Source organism: Rhodospirillales bacterium (assembly GCA_016712595.1).
Classification (GTDB): Bacteria; Pseudomonadota; Alphaproteobacteria; order Rhodospirillales; family Defluviicoccaceae; genus Defluviicoccus.
Map to the genome: position 1 here is coordinate 78,649 of JADJQT010000001.1, position 21,006 is coordinate 99,654.

Below are 21,006 nucleotides of genomic sequence, written 5' to 3' on the forward strand. Positions count from 1 at the left end.
GCACGCGGAACTGCCCGCCTACACCGCTCGCGCGCGGCAGTCTATCGGGTTCGATCACCTGCTTCAAACGCCAAGGCGCCGGCCCGAGCGATCGGGCTGACGTGAGCGGCCGCCGACCGACCCAAGGCCCTGAGCCTTGGGTCGTGGCGGATCTTTGGGCATCGTAGATCCGTGCGGCCAACCCAGCGCGCGCGCATCGATGACGGTATCGCCGCGTGTTCGCCTTTCTTTAAGCGCGACGATTAGCAGGCCTTCTCATTCCGCCCAACCATTAGCTGATTGCCGCAACCAGCCGCGCGACCTTGTCGTCGACCGTCGCGCCCACGGCCCTCAGGCAGGCGACCAACGTTGGATGGACCGTCGCCGAGTCGAGTGCGGCCCGGCGAAGCCACCGGCGTTGAGCTTCGATGAAGCGCAAACATTCTTGTTCTTCGAAGTTGCGCCCGGTGGCGAGCACGAAGGCTTCCAGATCAAGCTCCGATTGCCACGCCAACGTATCGTCGATCGCCATGAGAATCTTGAGATAATCGATGGACGCGCAGCGCCGCGACTCCTCGCCATTGGCGGCAGCGAGGACCTCCACGATCCCGACCCGGCGCGCCACGATCGCGTCGTCGCAGCTCAGGCGATGAAGACGCGGGGCGGCAGGAAGTTCGATGACGACGTCGGATGAATGCGTGCTCCCCTGCCCCCCGGGCGCCATGATCAGGGCGCTGTGCACGCCCGTCAGAGCGAACCCCAGTGGGTGCGAATCCATTATGGCGCGCCGGATCGGCGCGTTGGGACCGACCGCCGTCCACGGGATGGCGAATTCGCGGCAGATGGCCTTTCGGGCGCCCTCAACCCGATGAAGAGGCTCCGTGTGTCCAGGCTCATCGCCCCCGCCAATGTGGCCAAGGAGCTCGTCGGCGATCGACGCAAGGACACGTTCGATCACGCTAATGAGACTGAGCAACCCCGCGATCCGGACATGGCCGAGGGCCTGCCGATGATTGGCGTTAAGGAACTCGAGTTCGCCAACCCCAACCGGCGAGTCCGAGGGGAACCGTTCAGCGACGCCGGAATGGCGATCAGCGGCGAGTAGGGGATGTTCCATCGCGTCTCTCCTTTCGCCGCGCAAGAGTGCAGCGATGACCGTGCCGTCGGCCTCGCCAGAGGGCGATACAACGGCTGTAATAAGAAGATCGCACGATGTGACAGAACCGTTTCAGAGCGATGTCCTGCGCTCTGTCGATGTGTTTCTTCTATTTCACGAGTCTTCCGGCAAGCCAGACGGCAGGGCCATATCAGAGCGCATCATCCGGCCGGAACATACTGTCAAGCCGCTCGAGTTCATGCGAGCCGATCTGCATGGGTGTCCCAGAAAGGATTCCCGTAACATTCCGGAAGGGCGCGCCGATGTGCATCCCCGAATTGTTGATCACCAGTTCGCGGATTTCCTTTTCGTGTGTCGAGCCACGCATCTTCAAGACCGTCAGTCCGCGATGCATCTCGCCCAGCAACTCGACGTAGCGCAGAAGAACGATCGTATCCGTGATCGATGAGATGTGCGCCTCGGTGACAGAGGCACCACCCGTCAATGTCGGAGTGGTCGAAGTGAACAGACCGGTTACCTCTTGCTGCTTGATGAACGAGGTAACGGCGATAACGAACTCGCGAAACCCGCGTGTCGTGGCGATGCGCTCCAGTGCCGATATGGAATCGATCGCAACCCTATTTGGTCTGAACTCCTCCATGCTCTTCTTGATATGGATCAGATGGTCTTCGAGACTTGCCGATTCCGGATATTCGCACACGACCCGCAACTTGCCCTGCGTTTCGAGCGCATCGAAGTCCGTTCCCCAACCAATGGCGTTTCGCCCGAGTTGCTCGCGACTCTCCTCAAAAGCGAAGAGAAGACAACGATCGCCGTGAGCAACTCCGCCGTCGACAAAATGGGTGCCGATCAGTGTCTTGCCGGTACCCGTCGCCCCTGAGACAAGGATGATGGAATCGCGGAAGAAGCCGCCTCCGCACATGCGGTCGAGATCTGGATTGCCCGATGTGACGCGGGTATCGCCGCAATGCTGTTTCAGTTCGATTGCCGACAGAGGAATGACGATCATTCCGGCGTCCGGCATAACGGTAAACGGATACTCTCCCTTCCGATGCACAGCTCCACGGAACTTTAGGATCTCGATGGTCCGGCGCCGTTTCTCGTTTTCAAGGACGTTGCGCAGAATGACCACGTTGTCAGTAACGAACTCCTCGATCCCATAGCAGGAAATAGGGCCATATTCTTCGCGACGCTCCGCGGTCATGACGCATGTAATTCCCAATTGGCGCATCGCTGCGACAATCCGGAACAGTTCGTGGCGGATGCGGTTATGATGGTGGAACTGACTGAAAACCGCGCCGATGGAGTCAAGCACGACACGTTTCGCCGAGATCATGCGCACCGCGTGCTCGATGCGCGCGAGCAGGCCACCAAAGTCGTAATCGCCGACGATCGTAACCTCGAGGCTCGGCTCCGGCGACGCATCGACGAACAGCCAAGAGCCGTCTTTCTCCCAATGCTCGATATCCCATCCGAAGCCACGCATGTTGCGGCGGATATCGACAGGCTGCTCCTCGAACGTAACGAAGACACCGCTCTCTTGGTAAGCGCAAACTCCCGCAACCAGGAAATGCGTGGCGAAGATGGTTTTCCCCGAACCGGAACTGCCGACGACGAGAGATGTTCGACCTTTTGGCAGGCCTCCCTCAGCAACGAAGTCAAACCCGGGAATCCCGGTCGCCAACTTTTCGATGGCCGGACCGACGCTGTCATCTTTCATTTCTTGCGCCCCTCACAACGGCTTCTTTTCAGCGATATCGAGCCCGATGAGAACGAGCTCACGGTTTGAAAGATCGCCCACGACGCGCCGCAGCGGCGGCGGCAATTCCTTGACGAGCATCGGCGTCGCGAGAATTTTTTCGTCCTCGGCGAGATGCGGGCGCTCGAGGACATCCACGACGATCAATTCATACTGGTTTCCCAACTCATTCTCGCAAATGTCTTTGAGGCTGAGGATCGCTTGCTGCGTGCGCGGCGTATGCCCAGCAATATAGAGCTTCAAAACATAAGTATTCATCGTAGCCTATGTTCCAGAGACGGGCGGGGCACTGTCGTCGTCCGAGGAAGGTGGCGCGTGCGGCACTCGCTCGGCTGCCCAAGAAAAATTGCGATAGAAAGATACGAGATGACCCATTAGCTGAACTAGCATGAGACGCCCCTCCTCGATATATGCCTTACTTCGCACGGCAGATTCGCCTTCGATGCGTTGGCTGATCGCCGCTTTGTGAATCTCAACCGCATCACGCGGTCCGGCGTTAAGCATTCCGAGGCGGTCGGCGATGTCGTGAACATCGTCAGTGGGCTGTCGGCATGATCTGTAGGCCGAATGGAGCAAGGCTCGTTCGAGCGAATTGCTATAGCCGCGCACTGCGGCCGCGAAAGCGGCGGGTTCTCGTCTAATCAATGGCTTCGAGCCGAGGAGGCGCTCGGAGACCATCGTGGGCGTCATGCTCGTCAGAATCGAGAGATAGTCCATTTCCCGATCCCGTTCGACGCGCTCGACTTCCTCCTTCATACGCGCATGGAAACAGCTTCGCTCGATCGCGTACCGGATCGCCCGCGCCAGCGGCGGACCGTCGAGTTCGGCGGCGCTCAGGCAATCCTGCGCTCCTGCCCGAAGCGCCGCGATCGCCGGAGCCTCGTCTCCGCTGCGAGAAATGGCAATCAACGGCACCCCCGGCGCCCGCAAATGGAGATCGGCCACTATTGCGTCTGCCCCATCGCCCAATGCATCGAGGTCAACAAACGACACGTCATAGCCGGCCTGGATCAGTTCATCGACGTCGCAATTCCGTTTCGCTGAAAACACTCTCAGTGACCCTTGCTCCGCCAAGACCGCCTGGAATTTATGTTCAAGGCGCGTTACTTCGGCATTCTCGCTACCGAAAACGAGGATATTCCAAATTCTGCTTCCAGTCGTGTGTTCCAGTGTAATTCCCTTTACCGACATCCTCGACGCTCCGAATTTATTCTGTTCATTGTGCTATTGCTTAGCGTTCGCGAATTCGGATACCATAATATACGGTTGTGCCTGATGGATCCCCCTTGCTCTTGGTCGCGCTCAAACCTTAGTCTAGCGCTGAGAGAACTAGCACGGCCAGCATTTCACGCCAACGGGACGTGGTGTCGGGAAAATCCGGGCACAGACACAACCTTTGCCGGACTGCTGGTGCACGATATTCAGATCGTTGGCGAGTCGGGGTCGACATAGGACGTTGTGCCGCTAATGAAGTACGTATCGGAAACTTTACCTATCGCGCGCGTGAAAATCAACATATAAGCAATGCCTCGCAAGCACCTGTTGATCGTTGACGACGAACCTCGGTTTGCCGCGTTTGTAGAGCGCGTCGCCCAACCACTCGATTTCGACGTTGACGTCACCAACCACGGCCGAGAGTTCAAACTCGCCTACAAACGCCGACGCCCCGACGTCGTTGTCATCGACATGGTCATGCCCGATATAGACGGGAACGAATTGATCCTTTGGCTTGTCGAACAGAAGTGTGATGCGGACATCATCATCATTACCGGATACCATCCAGATTATGCTCTGAATGCCCGGTTACTGGCTGAGTTCAAGGGGCTGCGATCCGTTTCTACGCTCAGCAAGCCGGTAAGCGTATCGCGGTTGCGCGAGGCGCTGCTCAATCCTGGCCGCGAATTTGAATCTGACATGGATGGCGAGGGCAAGTGAGTGCGTGAGGGACAGACGGTCGGTCTGGTCTTTCTGCTCGTGGTTACAATCGCCGTCCGTTTCAGCGGCACTGCCGTCGCGGCGCTTGATCACGATGACGTATCGGAACGACGTCGCGTCCTTGCAGAGGCCACGCGGTTACAAATGCAAGACCGGTCACCGGCCTTACGCAATCTCGGCTCAGCCAAATCTGATAATGACGGCGCCCCCACTTGGAAGCTTTTGGGAGGCAAGGTGAACCCTTTTTTAGTTCACCGATCGGGCAATCAACAGGCGGCACGAAACGGGCGCCCTGCAACCTCTAAGTGGGCATTTGGAACGGCGGCGACGGCGGGACTCGCCACGGCGTGGACCTGGACGGTCACTGACAAGCGCGGCACTGATCTGGTCAACCGGACGGGCAACGCCCTGGTGTTCGCCGCAACTGTCCCAGAACCGGCATTCGATACCGCCGCCGTTACTGCCGGCGATGTCTCGACCTCCCGCTCGTGGATTGCGAGCGCGGCTCCGGCCGTCATTGCGACTGCTTTCATCGCCAGCGTAATTGGGGCTCTCGCTTACGCCACCTTGTGCGCCCCCGTCATGCGCCGGCTGCGCCGCGATGAGCGCCGTTTCCGCCAAGTGTTCGAGAGCATGAATTCCGCTGCCGCAGTGTTTCGCGCGGCCGCGGGCACGCGCACCTTCACTCTCGTCTCGGTGAATCAGGAGGCTCTGCGTCTTGATGGCCTCGCCGATGACCCGGGATCGCCTCTTCGATCGCAGGCCGAGTTTCCGTCGCTGGCGCACGAGCGGTTGGTGGAAGCATTGGAGCAGGTTTGGCGCTCCGGCCAGTCCGAGCGATTGGTCGCCTGCCTTTCTTCCGTCAAGACCCCATCTGCATCGACCTGGCGGGAATATCACGTATTCAAGTTACCTTCCGCCGAAGTTGCCTGCCTTTACGAGGACATTTCATTTCGCAAGCGCGCTGAAGAGTCGCTGAAGGAAAGCGAAGAACGGTGGCGCTCGATCATTGAGACGTCCGCGATCGCCATTGTGATTGTCGACGCAAAACACGATATCCGCTTTGTCAACAAGGCAGCCGAGGCACTTTTCGGCTATCCCGCGCAGGATCTGATCGGCGCGCCGTTCGGCTTTCCACTGGTACAGGATGACGTCGCCGAAATTGATATCATCCGGCCGGGCCGGTCGATTGCCTATGGCGAAATGCGCGTCGTCCCCATGCGCTGGGGAGGCCAGAACAATTCCTTGCTCTTCGTTCAGGATGTTTCTGCCCACCGTCGGACCGAAGGCGACTTGCGTAAATTGTTTCAGGCGATTGAACAGAGCCCAGCGTCCGTAATGATTACCAACATTGCCGGGCGCATCGAATACGTCAATCCGAAGTTCACCGAATCGACTGGCTATACCTATCCCGAAGTCGTTGGCAAGACACCGGCGTTTCTCCAGTCCGGATACACGTCGTCTCGCGAGTACAGTGAACTCTGGAAGACGATCAGCGCTGGGGGCGTATGGCGCGGAGAGTTCAGCAACCGTTGCAAGAACGGCGACGTGCTCTGGGAACTGGCCTCGATTGCTCCGGTCCGCGACGGGCGCGGCAATGTCACCCACTACGTGGCGGTCAAGGAGGACATCACCGAGCGCAAGGCGACGGAAGAACGCCTGCGACGCTCACAGCGAATGGAAATGATCGGCCAGCTCACCGGCGGTATCGCCCATGACTTCAACAATCTCCTCGGAATTGTTCTGGGAAATTTGCAACTGCTTGAGGAAAACACGGCGCTCGATCCAGAGAGCCGTGAACTGATCAACGACGCCATCTGGTCGGCGGAGCGCGGCGCGCAGCTCACGCATCGTCTGTTGGCGTTCGCCCGGCGCCAGCGTCTCAATCCCAGGGCAACCGATCTCAATCACGTCGTCGCCGAGATGGCTGGATTGCTTCGCCGGACGCTTGGCGATCGCATCAATGTCCGCGAGGACCTCAAGGCCAACGTATGGGAGACGATGATCGATCGCGGCCAGCTCGAAAGCGCTTTGCTCAACCTCGTCGTCAACGCGCGCGACGCAATGCCGAATGGTGGCGATCTGATTATTTCGACCGGCACGGCCGTTTTGCCACAGGACATCGAGACAAAAGGCGAGGACGTGACGGCCGGTGATTACGCGGTGCTCGCCGTCACCGATACCGGTACGGGCATGCCGCCCGAGATCGTCGAGCGGATTTTCGAGCCATTCTTCACGACCAAAAAATTCGGGGAAGGCTCGGGCCTCGGCCTCAGCATGGTTTACGGCTTCGTCCGACAATCCGGTGGGCATATCGCCGTTGAATCCGAGGTCGGCCACGGCAGCGTCGTCCGCTTGTTTCTTCCCCGTTCGAACCATCAGAACGATACCGACCTCCAAAGCATGGGCGGCACGAAGACAAACGGCGGCGGCTCGATCGCCGTCGTGACAAAGGATGCCAGCGTTCGCGATCGGACGCGCGTCGCGCTTCGCCGCGAAGGTCATGAGGTGTTGGAGGCCGTCGATTTTGCCAGCGTTCTCGCCCTCGTCGATCACGCGGCGTGCCTGGATCTGGTCCTTGTCGATACGTTGGCCTTCGAGGGATTGAGCGCGGCTGACCTTGCCCACGAAATTCATCATCGGCGTCCCGACGTCGCCATCGTTATGGCCGCGCCGCAAGATGTCTGCGAGTCAATAAAAGCTGTGGGACTCGCGGGGAGAGTCGAGTATTTAATGGTACCTTACCAGGATAGTGAGCTGACTGTACTAATCCGCGTATTACTCGCCGAAAAAGCGCGTTGAAGTGGGGGACTCATTTGCCGGCAGACGACCAACCCCAATCAGCTTTCCCATCCCGCGGCGCTCGCTGGACCCGCTCCCGGGACTGGAACCATTTCTTGAGTTCGCCCCTCCGCGATGGTAAGAAACGATTCGTTCAGAGCACGCACGGAAGGTATAATCTGGCGAATCTGATCTCTTGGTACTTTTTTGGCTTATGCAGCCGACGCCCGTAATTTTGTGTCGCCGACTCTTTGTTGACACTTATATTTCTCTGTCCAACTTATAGGCTGAATGCGCGGATCGAACACCAGTTGCTCGGGTTTGCGAGTGATGGCGATATCCTGTGACGAGTAGTTCCATCCAGCGAGATGCACCGGAGAGCGAGTGCAAATTGATGGTGATGCAAGTGACACGGGTCACAGATATCGAGAGCCGAAACGCATAGTCTTTCACCATTCGCGGGCAGGGCGTTGATCGGGACCAAGCGCCTTTGGCGAAACTTGGGGGGAAGGCTGACTGCCGCCCCGTTAAAGGAGGTCTAGCAGATGGCTGTGCAAGGCGATGATAGCGCCCGCCGGCATGTATTAAGCGTCGTCCTCGAAGACTATTGTCACGTCGGTCCAGTGAGCCGCGTCGTGCCTCCGGACTACTGGCACCGTTTCGAAAGCCGGGTCCAGCGCAACACCCACCGAACCCTCGACCTGCTCGACGAGATGGGCGCAAAGGCCACGTTCTTTGTTCTCGGGTGGATTGGTGAACACCAGCCGGAGATTGTCGCCGAAGTTGCCCGACGTGGCCATGAGATCGCCAGCAAGGGGTATTTTCATCGCTCGATCGATGAGATGTCGCCACAGGCGTTCCGCGAAGAAGTTCGCCGGTCTCGGATCTCCTTGGAAGATGCGACGGGGATGCCCATCCGGGGGTATCGCGCTTCGCGCGGAGGCTTGCGCAAGACCGATCTTTGGGCGCTCGACATCCTCGCCGAAGAAGGTTTCCTTTACGATTCTTCCGTTCGTCCATTCGGCATCGGGTTTGCCAAGGAGGACGGATTCAGCCGCGTCATTCACCGCCGCGAGCATGCCGGTCGCGACATTTGGGAAGTGCCGCTGTCCTCATGGCAATTCGGTCCGCTGACGGTTCCGATCTCCGGCGGCAATTACCTGCGCCAATTGCCGCAAGGGCTCATCCGCCACGCTATCGACCAATGGGTGCGCGTCGAAACGTCGCCTTTGGTGTTCTATTTCCATGTTTGGGAACTTGACCCCGAGCAGCCGCGGATTAGCGCGGTGACGCGTCTTGAGCGCATTCGCCAGTACCGTAATCTCCACGCCATGGAGCAGCGCATCCGGCATTACCTCGGCCAATATCGGTTCGGCACCATCGCTGATCACCTGCAGCTTCCCGAAGTCGCATTCGACCCAGCTCGAATTGCCCAGCGCACGCCAGCGCAGCCGGTGAAGCCAATCAGCGTAACGAGCGGCCCGGCAAGAGCACGCACGCCCATCAGTGTTGTTATTCCCTGCTTTAACGAAGAAGCAACGCTCGGATACCTCTCCAACACACTCGACAGTTTCATCGAGACTGTGCGCGACGAGTATCAGGTGAGCTTTGTTTTCGTCGATGATGGCAGCGGAGACAAGACTTGGGAGCGCCTCAATGAGCTGTTCGCACCACGGGCAGACTGCCAGGTGGTGCAACATCCGCACAACCGAGGCATTGCAGCCGCGACTCTTACGGGCATCCGTCACGCCCGTACGGAAATCGTTTGCGCCATTGATGCCGATGGTACCTTCGATCCGCATCAGCTCAAAGAGATGATCCCGATGCTGAAGCCCGACGTCGATGCGGTGACAGCTTCGTGCTTCCACGAGCACGGCCAGATCATGAACGTTCCGGGGTGGCGGATGGGCCTGTCCAAAGGCGCCTCAGCGCTTTACCGTGCCGTGTTACACAACAAATTATCCCACTACACGAGTTGCTTCCGCGTCTATCGCAAAAGCACACTCGCCAATATTACGCTGCGCAACGAGCGTTACGTCGGAATTACCGAGATCCTGAGCTGGCTCGACATGCAGGGATCGAAAATCGTTGAATACCCGGCAGTCCTTGAGGTGCGCCTCCTTGGTCAGTCGAAAATGAAGATCCTCAAGACGATCGGTGGTCATCTGCAATTGATCGCGGCACTCGCCGGCGAACGCATATCCGAAGCGCTTTCATCAAAGCCGGAGACACCAGGAGAGCGCCAGCACCTATAAAGGTGCTGGCGTGAATTCAAAACCGCCGAGAATTGACTAAATTCATTCATGCGGATAGCTCGTTTCGGACGGTCCTTGGTTATGGCCAATTGCGATCCGCCGGAACCAGCCTAGCGCGGTGGATTAAACTCTCAAATGATGGGTGATTGCACATGATCAATACGAGCACGACCGCAAAGAGATGGTGTGTCGTCGGCGGCGGATTGCTCGGCTTGACCCTCGCGCATCGCCTGGCGCAAAGCGGCCAATCGGTAACGTTGCTTGAGGCCGCCCCTGATCTGGGCGGACTCGCTTCGGCGTGGCAGGTCGGCGACGTGACCTGGGACCGCTATTATCACGTGATCATGCTCTCCGACGCCCACCTGCGCCGGCTGCTCGACGAGTTCGGGCTTGACCACGGGATTGACTGGAAGGTAACCCGAACCGGATTTTTTACCGGACACGGCCTGCACAATTTGAACAATGCCGTGGACTATCTCAAGTTTCCGGCACTGAACCTGGTCGACAAGGTCCGTCTTGGACTTACCATCATGTACATGGCGAGGATCAAGGACGGTCGCCCGCTGGAATCGATTCCGCTGAGCGATTGGCTCACGCGCCTATCCGGGAAGCGGGTATTTGAGAACATCTGGCGCCCGCTGATCTGCGCCAAACTCGGCGACAATTACCGCAAGGCTTCGGCGTCCTTCATCTGGTCATACGCGCGCCGTTTCTACGCCGCTCGCCAAGGCGGTATGAAAACGGAGATGTTCGGCTACGTTCCAGGCGGGTACGCACGGATACTTAACGCATTTGCCAGCAAACTCGCCGGCGAAGGCGTCGATGTGCGAACGTCGGCGCCTGTCGAGCTAATTCGCAAGGACGCCAGTGGCGCGTTTAAGGTTACGACCCGCGACAGAAGCTTTGAATTTGATCGTGTCGTCGTTACCGCTGCGGCCCCTCTTGCGGCGAAGATTTGTGACGGACTGACCGAAGATGAGCGCAAGCGGCTTGAAGGCGTCGTCTACAACGGCGTGATCTGTGCGTCCGCTCTCCTTCGTCGCCCCCTCGGCGGCTACTACCTCACCTACATAACCGACCCGACAATGCCGTTCACGACCGTGATTGAAATGTCGGCGCTGGTGGACGCCGCGCAGCATTGCAATGGTCAATCGCTCGTGTACCTGCCACGGTACGTCACCGCCGAAGACGAGTACTGGTCTTTGTCGGATGCAGAAATCGAGCGGCGCTTTTTCGACGGCCTGGTGAAAATCTATCCTGATCTTAAACCCGAAGACGTTACCGCATTCCGTGTTGCGCGCGCTCGCCAAGTCTACGCCGTAACCACGATCGGCTACTCTGACCGTCTTCCTCCAATGCTGACCTCGGTCCCGGGTCTTTCGATCGTGAACTCTGCCCACATCGTGAATGCCAGTCTTGCGGTGAATGAAACGGTCGCGCTCGCGGAAGCCGCGCTGCCGAAGCTTCTGGATGAACCCCGAAGCGACGATTGTGCGGCCACGCCACCGCTACTGGCCGTCGCCTAGCCGCCAGCCTGCGGGGCTCTCCGCCATTGGGCACGACTTTGCCTGCCACTGGCCCGCGTCGCCGCTTGAGCGAGTGCGCACCCGTGTCGCGTCCTAACAGGTCGAGCCCTCGGCCCGGAAAACGACGAGGAATGAACGCATGACTGCCTCGGATAAGCCAATCGCCAGCCTGTCGCTCGATCTCGACAACCAATGGTCCTACATGAAGACCCACGGCGGGACCGCGTGGCAGACTTTTCCATCTTATCTCGACGTTGTCGTGCCGCGCGCTCTTCGCTTCCTCGAAGAGCGCGGATTGACCATTACCTTTTTCATCGTCGGCCAGGACGCGGAACGGGCAGAGAACCGCCCGGCCCTGTCGGCAATCACCGCCGCCGGACACGAAGTCGGCAACCACTCGTTTCATCATGAACCCTGGCTTCATCTCTATTCGGACGCCGATATCGAAGCAGAAATCGCCCGTGCCGAAAGGGCGATCGAAGAGGCGACCGGGCGGCGACCAGAGGGCTTCCGCGGCCCGGGCTTCAGCATCTCAAGAGCGGTGCTGGCGACCTTGAAACGCCGCGGATACCGCTATGATGCCTCGACTTTCCCCACTTTTCTCGGTCCTCTCGCGCGAGCTTACTATTTTTTCACCGCGCGACTAAGCAAGGAGGAGCGCGAACAGCGCAAGGCTCTGTTTGGCGGGCTGCGCGAAGGCCTGCGGCCACTGCGGCCATATTCCTGGCGATTGAGCGAAGGGACACTGATCGAGGTTCCGGTTACGACGATGCCGATCTTCCGCGCACCGTTCCATGTCAGCTACTTGACGTACCTCGCCGGCTATTCGCCGGCACTCGCCCGATTCTATTTCGCCATGGCGCTGCAACTCTGCCGTTGGACGGGCGTGCAACCGTCCTTGTTGCTGCATCCGCTCGACTTTCTCGGCGTGGATGATGGCATCGAGCCGCTGAATTTCTTCCCTGGCATGAACATTCCCGCAGCGACCAAGCTCGCCTGGCTTGACGGCTTCATTTCGGTTTATACGCGTTGGTTTCATGTTCTGCCGATGGGACGCCACGTTGATTTGCTCGGGACGATGAAGCGGATGCGGGAGTTTGAACCCGACTTTTCCGCGGATCGAGGCGAGCCGATCCACGCCGTCGGCTAGGTCACGAACTCATAAAGCGCATCCAGATGCGTGCAGCGGCGAGCTTGACGGTTGCGAGGTAGTTGGCGTCGCGCTTTTCGAAGCGGGTGGCGACGGCGCGGAAAGGCTTGATCTTGTTGAAGAAGCGCTCGACGAGGTTGCGATAGCGGTAGAGGAAGGGGCTGAAGGCCGGGATGTTGACGCGCCTGGGCATGGGTTTGACGTTGGCCCAAGCCCCCCGCTGGGCCAGGCCCGTGTGCAGCGCATCGCTGTCGTAGGCGCGGTCGGCGAGCAGAATCTGGCCGGTGCCGAGCCCGTCCAGTATATCGCTCGCGCTTCGGCCGTCGTGGGCCTGGCCTTCGGTGAGCTTCAGGGCGATCGGATTGCCGTTGGCGTCGACGAGGGCATGGATCTTGGTCGTCAGTCCACCGCGCGAACGCCCCATGCACCGGGCTGGAGCGTCGTCCCCTTCACCGGCTCCCGGCGAGCCCCCTTTTTGACGTTCGCCGCATGCTGGTGGACGCGGATCGAAGAGGAGTCGATCATTTGCAGATCGCCTTCGTAAGCCGCCGAAACGGCCTCGAAGAGCCGGTCCCAGACGCCCCGCTCGCGCCACCGGACGAAGCGGTTGTAGCAGGTCGTCGACGGGCCGTAGCGCTCCATTATATCCGCCCAGGGCGAGCCGGTCCGCAGCCGCCAGTAGATGCCGTTCAGGACCTTTCGGTCATCGGCTCGCGGCACGCCGCGCGGCTTGTTCGGCAGCAGAGGCCCGATGATCGACCATTCGAAATCCGTCAGCTCAAAGCGCAGTGGGGACATGATCGCTCCTTCGAGGAGCTCGAATCAGATTCTTCCCGCCTTGGAAATCCCGTTTATGAGTTCGTGACCTAGTGATTGGGCACCTTCGTCACGCCAATTCCAACAATGCATGTCATTTCGGGTACACCTTAGCGCCTCGCGCTCCGGCTATCGGCATCTGGACCTCGCCCGCTGAAATCGACACCGCGACGCGAAGCAAAAGCGCTTGACCCACACGAAAATGCCGTACATCTACTCGGCGCATTTCAACCTCCGAGGAGAAGGCATGGCCAAGGAAGAAGTCATCGAATTTACCGGCGTGGTCACGGAATTACTTCCTAACGCGATGTTCCGGGTGAAGCTCGACAACGATCACGAGATTCTCGCTCATACTGCGGGCAAGATGCGCAAGAATCGCATCCGCGTTCTCGCTGGGGACAAGGTCAACGTGGAAATGACGCCCTACGATCTGACCAAGGGGCGGATCACCTTCCGCTACAAGTGAGCATCCGCATTGGGTGCCGTCGCCGCTCCTTTGCGTTGCCCCTCACGCTCAGCCATCACCCTTGACTTTCGTACTCGCCTCCGCCTCCGCACGGCGCCTCGACTTGCTGGCTCAGATCGGCTTTGCGCCCGACATCATCGCGCCACCCGACGTCGACGAAACGCCCGTCAAAGGTGAATTGCCACGTCAGCTTGCCGGCCGCCTCGCCCGCAATAAAGCGCAAGCGGTCGCTCGCCGGTTTGCTGGTGCAGTCGTACTCGGCGCGGATACTGTCGTCGCCCGCGGTCGCCGCATTTTGCCGAAACCGGCGAGCGAGACCGAAGCCCGCTGGTGCCTTGAGGCCTTGTCTGGCGCACGACATCGCGTCTATGGCGGTATCGCGCTCATCGGTTCCGACGAAAAGATGAGCCTGCGCCTCGTGACAAGCATCGTCGCCTTCAAACGGCTGTCGGCAAGCGAATGCGATCGTTACGTCGCCAGCGGCGAATGGCGGGGCATGGCCGGCGGTTACGCCATCCAGGGCGCGGCATCAGCGTTCGTGCGCCATATCATTGGCTCTTATTTCAACGTCGTTGGCCTTTCACTCTACGAGGTGTGCGGCCTTCTCGACGCCGCCGGCGTTCCACGCGCGATCTCGGCGGAGCGCGTCGATGCCGATCGATGAGGTGTTTGTCAGTGTGCTCCCGGGAGATCGCCGGGCGGCGGCATTCGAAGACGGTGTCCTCGTCGAACTCGTTTTCGACGACGGCGACAGCGGTATCCACATTGGCGATGTCTTTCTCGCTCGCATTACAGCGTTGACGCCGTCGATCAGCGGCGCCTTCGTTGATCTCGGTGACGGTTCATCGGGACTGCTGATGTCAGCCGATGGCCCGAGCGCGGGGCGACTGAGTGAAGGCCAAACCGTCATCGTCGAGGTCGTACGTACGGCAGACGCGAAGAAGTCCGCGAAGGTGAGCACGCGGCTTTCTGCGCCCGCGCCAACACCATCCACGGGCGTTCGACCGCCCTTTCGACTGCGGCGCGGCGCTGATCCAATCGAAGACTTGGTGCGGCGCGCAAGCGTGAGCGGAACGTGCCGCATCGTCGTGGACGACGCACCGAGCCTCGCCGTGCTACGAGGCGTCCTGAGGGATTTTCATACCAGCATTGATCTATGGATCGAGCCCCAGCCGCTGTTCTCTGCCTCGGGTGTTGACGAGGCGATCGATGCCGCGCTTTCGCCTCGCGTCGACCTTCCCGGCGGCGGCAGATTGATCATCGAAGAGACAGCGGCACTCACCGCGATCGATGTCGACAGCGGCCGTGCCACTGAACGTTCGGCGAAAGCCGCGGCGCTTGCCTGCGATCTTGAGGCGGCGGAGGCGCTCGCCCGGCAGGTGCGCCTGCGCGACATCGGTGGCGTGATTGTCGTTGATTTTGTGCCGATCCGGCGACCACAGGATCGAGAACGCGTGATACAGACACTACGCGACACCCTAGCGGACGATCCTGCCTCCAACCGCATCGCCGGATGGACACGCCTTGGTCTCGTCGAGATCGTCCGACAACGACGGGGACCGTCGCTTTCACGCCGGCTCGCGAACATTTGCTCGGCGTGCGAAGGTAGCGGATGCGCGCGCGCACCGAAACTCATTGCCGGCGATGCCTTGCGCGCGCTCGCAGCCGAAGGCCGGCGCCCCGGTCCCCCTATCGCGCCGATCTTGGCCGTTTCACCCGCGGTGCTAAAATCCCTGCAAGGTGAAATGGCGCCCGCCCGGGCCGAGCTTGAACGACGGCTGGGCGAGCGGATCGAGCTGCGATCGGAAACAGGTCTTGTCGGTGGTTTTCGACTCCTGCCTGAGCCGCCACGACGGGAGATGCCTCGATGAAAACATCCCCTCCAAAGGGTCCGTGCGCGGTACGGCCATGCCCGATCTGTGGCGAACCTGCGACGACCCGCATGCGCCCATTCTGCTCGAAGCGCTGCGCCGACATCGATCTTGGTCGCTGGCTTGGCGATGTCTATCGAATTCCGGCAGTCGAAGACGACGACGTGACCGTTTCAACGTCATCGCGCGAACCAGATAACGACGAGATATAAGGCGATGAGGCTCAAGACGAGACTGGGCAGGTTGCGATGAACGCATTACCGCCATGCCACGGTCCGCGATCACCGCACGAAGCCAGGGCCGTTGTCACCCGCTTTGCTCCCAGTCCGAGTGGAAATCTGCACATCGGTCATGCCTATTCGGCCCATTTTGCCCGCGAAGCGGCGCGACAGGCCGGCGGCCGTTACCTTGTGCGGATCGAGGACATTGATCCAACGCGATGCCGAGCTGAATTTATCGAGGCCAACCTTGGTGACCTTGGTTGGCTCGGCCTGCAATCGGACGAACCGGTCGTCCGCCAGTCGCAGCGGTTGTCGCTTTACGCGAGGGCGGTACGGCGGCTGAAGGAGCGTAACCTCGTCTATCCGTGTTTTTGTACACGCAGGCGCATCCGCGAAGACCTTGCGGCATCCGGCGACTCGGCGCGCTTGAGCGAAAGTGATGGCGGAGTGATTTATCCCGGAACGTGCCGAGGGTTGAGCTTGAGTGAGCGACGCCGTCGCATTGACGCCGGCGAGCCATTCGCAATTCGGCTCGACGTCGGCCGCAGCCTCGCCGAGACGGGACCGCTATCTTGGACCGACCGGCGGCTTGGGACGCGGAGGGTTACAGGGGAGAGGACGGACGATGTCATCGTCGCTCGCCGAGATGCTCCGGTAAGCTATCATCTTGCCGTCGTCGTCGATGACGCAGCGCAGGGTGTGACCGTTGTCACCCGCGGCGAGGACCTGCTCGGAGCAACTCCGATCCACCGCCTTCTGTACGCGTTACTGGACCTGCCGGTGCCGGTTTGGCACCATCATGCGCTCTGTCGGGATTCCGCCGGTCGCAAGCTCGCCAAACGCGACGGCGATGCGGCATTGAGCGCGCTGCGCGCCACCGGACTGTCACCGCAGGCGGTGATGGCCCTGGCCATCGGCTCCATCGGCGGAGCCGAGACGATCGACAACAGCGGAGCCGAGACGATCGACGGCGGCGACACTGCGGGAGTGACCTAGATGGCCTTGAGCGTGCGCGAACTCAAAGGTACGGCGCGCGCCCTCGTCGTCGTCTCTACCTGCGCCGCAACAGCGACGGCATTCGCTGGCGATAGCGTGCCGCAAGGTCTGCCGCCGGCGATCGCCAAGAACCGGCCGAGTTCCTCGGTGCCCGCGGATCTGCCAGGTTCGCAGGCGGCCGGATGTGAGGCGTTGAACGCGGTAACGGTCTACCAGAGGACCGGACGGGGAACCGGCATCGGCGTGCGCCCGATGGATCTAATGTCGCCGGAATACCGCGCCGGCTGTGCGGCGCAGACGATGGATCCCCCTGGTGAGTTACCGGCGCTCTCGCCCGAGCCCCCACCCGCGAGCGATGAAGAGTAAGTCCTCGCGGGACGATCGCAGGCGCGACGAGAAGGCAAATTCGCGCGACGGCTTAATTCTCCTCGACGACACGCTGCAGCCGGACGGCGGTTGCTGGCTGCTCGAGCATCCCGATCGCGTTGTCGTCTGCCACGCGCCCGATGACCTTGATGCCGCGCTCACCGTTATCACGCAAGCGGTGGCGAAAGGGCGGTTTGCCGCCGGTTTCTTCGCCTATGAGCTTGGCTACCTGTTGGAACCGGCGCTGGCCCCTTTGTTGCCGCTCGTAGGTAACGTTCCGCTCCTTTGGATCGGCATATTCGCCTCCGCCCGTCGCCTAAGCGCCCGCGAGACGCGAGAATGGCTGCATATGCGCGCCACTGGAGAAGCTGCCGCCGTTCGCGACCTGCGACTCACCTGGGATCGCGACACGTACCGGGCCGCCTTCGCGCAGGTCGACGCGCTGATTGCCGCCGGCGACGTCTACCAGATCAACCTGACACTCAAGTACAGGTTCACCCTCGAAGGCGATCCGACGGCGTTCTACGCCGAGCTTCGCCGCCGCCAGCGTGTCGCCTGTGGTGGCCTGATCGAGGCTCCGGGCCTGCGCGTCCTGTCGATTTCGCCGGAACTCTTTTTCAAGGTCGACGACGGCCTGGCGCTTGTCCGGCCGATGAAGGGCACCGCCGCGCGCGGTGTCACTCCGCTGGAGGATGCCCGCCAGCGAGACTGGCTTGCCGATGACGAAAAATCCCGCGCTGAAAACCTGATGATCGTCGATTTGATGCGCAACGACATCGGTCGTTTGGCGGAAACCGGCGGCGTGCGAGTCACGGACCTGTTCACCGTCGAGACCTATCGCAGTCTGCACCAGATGACGTCGGGCGTGACCGCCCGCTTGCGTCCGGGCGTCGATTTGCGCGCGCTACTACGCGCCCTCTTTCCCTGCGGCTCGGTCACCGGCGCACCGAAGATCCGCGCGATGCAGATCATCCGCGCGCTTGAGACCGAAGCGCGCGGCATCTATACGGGGGCCATCGGCATGGTCTTTCCGGACGGGCGATGCTTTTTCAACGTTGCCATCCGCACCTTAGTGCTGGACGACCGTGGCCACGGCGAGATGGGGATCGGCAGTGGTATCGTCGCCGATTCGAATGCCGACGCAGAATATGACGAATGCCTGCTCAAGGCCCGGTTCCTGACCGAAACGGCCGCGCCGATGGGCTTGATCGAAACCCTGCGATGGCAGCACGATGCCGGTTATTTCCTGCTCGACTCACACATTCGCCGCTTGATCGGATCGGCAGCCTTCTTCGGCATCCCCTGTGACGGGCGTGCGATCCGCTCCGCCTTGAAGGAGGCTGCGTGTTCGCTTGGCGACGGGTGCTGGCGCGTGCGCTTGGTGCTTGATGAGGATGGCGAGATCAGCGTCGAGTCCGCGCCACTGCTGCCGCGATCGTCCATGCTCCGTTACGCCCTCGCCGGCCGCCCCGTCTTTACGCGAGACCCGTTGCTCTACCACAAGACCACCCGCCGCGACGCCTACGACGAGGAACTGAAGCAGCGGCGCGCCGAATGCGCCTGCGACGAGGTGTTGTTCGTCAATGAACGCGGCGAGTTGACGGAAGGAACGTGGACGAACCTCTTCGTCCGCCGCGACGGTCGGCTGCTGACGCCACCTGTATCTTGTGGCCTGCTCGACGGTACCTTACGCCGCGCGTTGCTGGATGCCGGCGACGGCACGGTCGTAGAAGCGGTGCTCTATCCCGAGGATCTCGCCGGCGCCGATGCGGTCTTGCTCGGAAATTCGGTGCGCGGCTTGATGCCGGCGCGCCCAAGTTCGCCGTCATCGTCCGGCATACCTCAGGAATGGCAGGTATAGGAAAAGGTGGCACTCGCATGGTCGGCGGCGATGGCGTGTAGCAGCAGCCGGCACGTCCCTGCGCCCTGGCGGAATTCGCGCGTCGCCCCCACCGCCATCGTGCTGCTGCGTCCGTTGCGGCGAATGGTGATGGCGTTGACATCGCCGTTCTCGCTTGGGCCGACGAAGGCAATGCTGTCATCGCTGTTCGGCAGGAACCATGCGTTGCCGGGCTTGAGGGTGAATTCCCGCCCTTTCAACTGATAGGAGGAAATCGGCACGGCATCGAGGATCGCGCCCAATCGCTGACCCATGGCGCGGGCCGTATCGGCTGACAACTTTCCTGACGGCTCGGCCCCGAGGAGTCCATCGAGCACGGACAAGATGTCGTCGCGGAGCCGCTGATTTTCCGTCGATGCATCGTCGGTGGCGCGGACGACCTCGACGCGAAAGGCGTTGTTGTAAAGAATCACATTCTTGGAGAAATCCTGGCTAACCTTGCCGCCAAGTGTTTGAACGGTGCCGACAGACGCTTCGCGATTGATGTCGGCCGACCCCCCCGGGCCCTGTTCAACCTGCGGGGGAGCCGGCGGGCCGGACTCCAGTTGCTTCCAGTTCGCGGCGAAATCGACGATGCCGGCGATCGCCGCCACAACCGGTACCACCCAGAGAAGCACGCGGCTGCGCTGCCAGAATTTTCGCTCGTCGCCCGTCACACTGTCCCTCCGCCTGGTCAGGCCGCGCGCGGGGATGACCTCCAGTGGCGAGGACAGATATAGCAATATTTTCCTATTTTTTGAATAAAAAAGTCTTCGCTCCTATCGCGGTGGGCGCCAATTGGGCGGCGTGTCGTGGTCCGGATGCTGGTGGTTGACGAGACGCGCTTGGACCTCGGCCGGCATCGAGTCCTCGGTGATCGAGGACGGCATCTCGTTCAGTTGATCAAGCCATGGTAGCCTTGCCTCCACGCCGAAGTGCCGAACGGGTGGAGCGTCCCCCGGCCGGTCGAGCGAGCCGAGTGTAACGTCGATCCATTCTTTCTCGAGATAGCGAAAGGTAAGCGGCGTACCACAGGCGACACAGAAGTCGCGGGCGGCGAGCGACGAACTTTGGAAGGTCGCGGGGACTCCCCGTGTCCATGCAAAATCCTCGAGCCGCACGGGCGCCAATGCGGCAAATGGGCCGCCGACGGCTTTCTGACACATCCGGCAGTGGCAGAGATGTGTGCCTTCGGGTGGTGCGAACAGCGCGTAGCGGACATTGCCGCACTGGCAGCCTCCCGTCAAAACGGCAGGGCGCGAACCGGTAGTCATGCCGTATCTCCCCGGTTACGAACGGCGATCGCTTCGGCGCGGATCAGCACGCGATGCAACGGGCAGTCAGCAATGCCAAATTCATCGAGATGGCCAACAACGTTGCGCAGGTAGTCAAGGGCGGTGCCACAAATGCCAACACCCTGCGCGACCAACTCCGCCGCCCGTTCATGCTCATCGTCGCGTACGTATTGTGGATGCCCAAGGCGAGCGACGAAGACCAACGCGCGCGTGCGCGTCGCATCGGGAAACCGCACCGGCAAACTCTTCGGAACATAGACGCCATGGCTCATCTCCCGCTCCCACAAGTACACTCTCGCCGCCTCGACGTCGTCGGGATGAATGCGAAAAGCGAAACCGCGGCAGGCCCCACCGCGATCCAGGCCGAGAGCGAGACCAGGTCGTTCGACCGTGCCGCGGTTGCGGATCGACAAGATGCACAGCGATCGGTGATAGCCGATCAATAACGCCCGTCGCCGCTCCAGGTAGGGAAATCCCGGCTCCCACATCAACGAGCCGTATCCGAACACCCACGCCACCCCACCCTCGTCGGGCCAGATCAGCTCACCCGTGATCGAGGCATTGGCGTTTTCCGCGCCCGTGCTCATCCTAACC

At 60.8% G+C, this 21,006-nt stretch carries 20 protein-coding genes; 12 read left to right on the forward strand and 8 right to left on the reverse strand.

Annotated features, from left to right (window positions below; all coding sequences use genetic code 11):
* Nucleotides 1-271: 271 nt before the first annotated feature.
* The 4 genes from IPK66_00325 to IPK66_00340 form a co-directional block, all read right to left on the reverse strand.
* Entirely contained in the window at nucleotides 272-1,096 is an 825-nt protein-coding gene (locus IPK66_00325; protein MBK8173782.1) for a hypothetical protein, read from the reverse strand.
* Between the two features lie 190 nt (nucleotides 1,097-1,286).
* Nucleotides 1,287-2,816 (reverse strand): circadian clock protein KaiC, encoded by a 1,530-nt coding sequence (gene kaiC / locus IPK66_00330; protein MBK8173783.1) that lies wholly within the window; start codon nucleotides 2,814-2,816, stop codon nucleotides 1,287-1,289.
* A gap of 12 nt (nucleotides 2,817-2,828) precedes the next feature.
* A complete protein-coding gene (kaiB, locus tag IPK66_00335; GenBank protein ID MBK8173784.1) occupies nucleotides 2,829-3,113 on the reverse strand; it encodes a circadian clock protein KaiB in 285 nt (94 codons plus the stop codon).
* Nucleotides 3,114-3,119: 6 nt separating this feature from the next.
* The gene (locus IPK66_00340) at nucleotides 3,120-4,046 is read right to left on the reverse strand and encodes a response regulator (GenBank protein MBK8173785.1); all 927 of its coding nucleotides are present in this window, start codon (nucleotides 4,044-4,046) and stop codon (nucleotides 3,120-3,122) included.
* A gap of 351 nt (nucleotides 4,047-4,397) precedes the next feature.
* On the opposite strand from IPK66_00340, the gene IPK66_00345 reads away from it, so the two are divergent.
* The 5 genes from IPK66_00345 (at nucleotide 4,398) to IPK66_00365 (ending at nucleotide 12,502) form a co-directional block, all read left to right on the forward strand.
* A complete protein-coding gene (locus tag IPK66_00345) occupies nucleotides 4,398-4,790 on the forward strand; it encodes a response regulator (protein MBK8173786.1) in 393 nt (130 codons plus the stop codon).
* Between the two features lie 234 nt (nucleotides 4,791-5,024).
* Complete coding sequence (locus tag IPK66_00350) at nucleotides 5,025-7,592, forward strand: PAS domain S-box protein (GenBank protein MBK8173787.1); 2,568 nt, start codon at nucleotides 5,025-5,027, stop codon at nucleotides 7,590-7,592.
* Between the two features lie 524 nt (nucleotides 7,593-8,116).
* Nucleotides 8,117-9,826, forward strand: a complete 1,710-nt coding sequence (locus IPK66_00355; protein MBK8173788.1) for a DUF3473 domain-containing protein — start codon at nucleotides 8,117-8,119, stop codon at nucleotides 9,824-9,826.
* 152 nt (nucleotides 9,827-9,978) lie between these two features.
* Nucleotides 9,979-11,352: an NAD(P)/FAD-dependent oxidoreductase gene (locus tag IPK66_00360; protein MBK8173789.1), complete on the forward strand. Its 1,374-nt coding sequence runs from the start codon at nucleotides 9,979-9,981 to the stop codon at nucleotides 11,350-11,352.
* A gap of 139 nt (nucleotides 11,353-11,491) precedes the next feature.
* On the forward strand, nucleotides 11,492-12,502 hold the full coding sequence (locus IPK66_00365; GenBank protein MBK8173790.1) for a polysaccharide deacetylase family protein: 1,011 nt from the start codon (nucleotides 11,492-11,494) through the stop codon (nucleotides 12,500-12,502).
* A 1-nt stretch (nucleotide 12,503) separates the two neighbouring features.
* On the opposite strand, the gene IPK66_00370 is transcribed toward IPK66_00365, so the two are convergent.
* A protein-coding gene (locus IPK66_00370) for an IS5 family transposase (GenBank protein ID MBK8173791.1) occupies nucleotides 12,504-13,300 on the reverse strand; the annotation gives its coding sequence in 2 pieces (ribosomal slippage) (nucleotides 12,504-12,928 and nucleotides 12,928-13,300; 798 coding nt in all).
* Between the two features lie 265 nt (nucleotides 13,301-13,565).
* Here IPK66_00370 and infA point away from each other — a divergent pair.
* The 7 genes from infA to pabB all read left to right on the forward strand — a co-directional run bounded on the left by infA (nucleotide 13,566) and on the right by pabB (nucleotide 19,099).
* A complete protein-coding gene (gene infA, locus IPK66_00375) occupies nucleotides 13,566-13,784 on the forward strand; it encodes a translation initiation factor IF-1 (GenBank protein MBK8173792.1) in 219 nt (72 codons plus the stop codon).
* Between the two features lie 61 nt (nucleotides 13,785-13,845).
* Entirely contained in the window at nucleotides 13,846-14,448 is a 603-nt protein-coding gene (maf, locus tag IPK66_00380; protein MBK8173793.1) for a septum formation protein Maf, read from the forward strand.
* Complete coding sequence (locus IPK66_00385) at nucleotides 14,435-15,655, forward strand: ribonuclease E/G (GenBank protein ID MBK8173794.1); 1,221 nt, start codon at nucleotides 14,435-14,437, stop codon at nucleotides 15,653-15,655. Before maf ends, IPK66_00385 begins: the two co-directional genes overlap by 14 nt.
* On the forward strand, nucleotides 15,652-15,867 hold the full coding sequence (gene yacG / locus IPK66_00390; protein MBK8173795.1) for a DNA gyrase inhibitor YacG: 216 nt from the start codon (nucleotides 15,652-15,654) through the stop codon (nucleotides 15,865-15,867). The genes IPK66_00385 and yacG overlap by 4 nt, the downstream gene beginning before the upstream one ends.
* A 36-nt stretch (nucleotides 15,868-15,903) precedes the next feature.
* Nucleotides 15,904-16,872: a tRNA glutamyl-Q(34) synthetase GluQRS gene (gluQRS, locus tag IPK66_00395; GenBank protein MBK8173796.1), complete on the forward strand. Its 969-nt coding sequence runs from the start codon at nucleotides 15,904-15,906 to the stop codon at nucleotides 16,870-16,872.
* On the forward strand, nucleotides 16,873-17,238 hold the full coding sequence (locus IPK66_00400) for a hypothetical protein (GenBank protein ID MBK8173797.1): 366 nt from the start codon (nucleotides 16,873-16,875) through the stop codon (nucleotides 17,236-17,238).
* Complete coding sequence (gene pabB / locus IPK66_00405; GenBank protein ID MBK8173798.1) at nucleotides 17,228-19,099, forward strand: aminodeoxychorismate synthase component I; 1,872 nt, start codon at nucleotides 17,228-17,230, stop codon at nucleotides 19,097-19,099. Before IPK66_00400 ends, pabB begins: the two co-directional genes overlap by 11 nt.
* On the opposite strand, the gene IPK66_00410 is transcribed toward pabB, so the two are convergent.
* The 3 genes from IPK66_00410 to IPK66_00420 form a co-directional block, all read right to left on the reverse strand.
* On the reverse strand, nucleotides 19,081-19,794 hold the full coding sequence (locus tag IPK66_00410; protein ID MBK8173799.1) for a hypothetical protein: 714 nt from the start codon (nucleotides 19,792-19,794) through the stop codon (nucleotides 19,081-19,083). The genes pabB and IPK66_00410 overlap by 19 nt on opposite strands.
* A 102-nt stretch (nucleotides 19,795-19,896) precedes the next feature.
* Nucleotides 19,897-20,391, reverse strand: a complete 495-nt coding sequence (locus tag IPK66_00415) for a GFA family protein (GenBank protein MBK8173800.1) — start codon at nucleotides 20,389-20,391, stop codon at nucleotides 19,897-19,899.
* The gene (locus IPK66_00420) at nucleotides 20,388-20,999 is read right to left on the reverse strand and encodes a gamma-glutamylcyclotransferase (GenBank protein ID MBK8173801.1); all 612 of its coding nucleotides are present in this window, start codon (nucleotides 20,997-20,999) and stop codon (nucleotides 20,388-20,390) included. The genes IPK66_00415 and IPK66_00420 overlap by 4 nt, the downstream gene beginning before the upstream one ends.
* Nucleotides 21,000-21,006 lie beyond the last annotated feature (7 nt).

Bases quoted from the DNA above. Each gene is read 5' to 3' on its own strand.
- yacG (MBK8173795.1), top strand. From the start codon at position 15,652: ATGAAAACATCCCCTCCAAAGGGTCCGTGCGCGGTACGGCCATGCCCG.
- infA (MBK8173792.1), top strand. From the start codon at position 13,566: ATGGCCAAGGAAGAAGTCATCGAATTTACCGGCGTGGTCACGGAATTA.
- IPK66_00365 (MBK8173790.1), top strand. From the start codon at position 11,492: ATGACTGCCTCGGATAAGCCAATCGCCAGCCTGTCGCTCGATCTCGAC.
- IPK66_00400 (MBK8173797.1), top strand. From the start codon at position 16,873: ATGGCCTTGAGCGTGCGCGAACTCAAAGGTACGGCGCGCGCCCTCGTC.
- IPK66_00340 (MBK8173785.1), bottom strand. From the start codon at position 4,046: ATGTCGGTAAAGGGAATTACACTGGAACACACGACTGGAAGCAGAATT.
- IPK66_00360 (MBK8173789.1), top strand. From the start codon at position 9,979: ATGATCAATACGAGCACGACCGCAAAGAGATGGTGTGTCGTCGGCGGC.
- IPK66_00415 (MBK8173800.1), bottom strand. From the start codon at position 20,391: ATGACTACCGGTTCGCGCCCTGCCGTTTTGACGGGAGGCTGCCAGTGC.
- kaiC (MBK8173783.1), bottom strand. From the start codon at position 2,816: ATGAAAGATGACAGCGTCGGTCCGGCCATCGAAAAGTTGGCGACCGGG.
- IPK66_00325 (MBK8173782.1), bottom strand. From the start codon at position 1,096: ATGGAACATCCCCTACTCGCCGCTGATCGCCATTCCGGCGTCGCTGAA.
- IPK66_00355 (MBK8173788.1), top strand. From the start codon at position 8,117: ATGGCTGTGCAAGGCGATGATAGCGCCCGCCGGCATGTATTAAGCGTC.
- pabB (MBK8173798.1), top strand. From the start codon at position 17,228: ATGAAGAGTAAGTCCTCGCGGGACGATCGCAGGCGCGACGAGAAGGCA.
- gluQRS (MBK8173796.1), top strand. From the start codon at position 15,904: ATGAACGCATTACCGCCATGCCACGGTCCGCGATCACCGCACGAAGCC.
- IPK66_00385 (MBK8173794.1), top strand. From the start codon at position 14,435: ATGCCGATCGATGAGGTGTTTGTCAGTGTGCTCCCGGGAGATCGCCGG.
- IPK66_00420 (MBK8173801.1), bottom strand. From the start codon at position 20,999: ATGAGCACGGGCGCGGAAAACGCCAATGCCTCGATCACGGGTGAGCTG.
- kaiB (MBK8173784.1), bottom strand. From the start codon at position 3,113: ATGAATACTTATGTTTTGAAGCTCTATATTGCTGGGCATACGCCGCGC.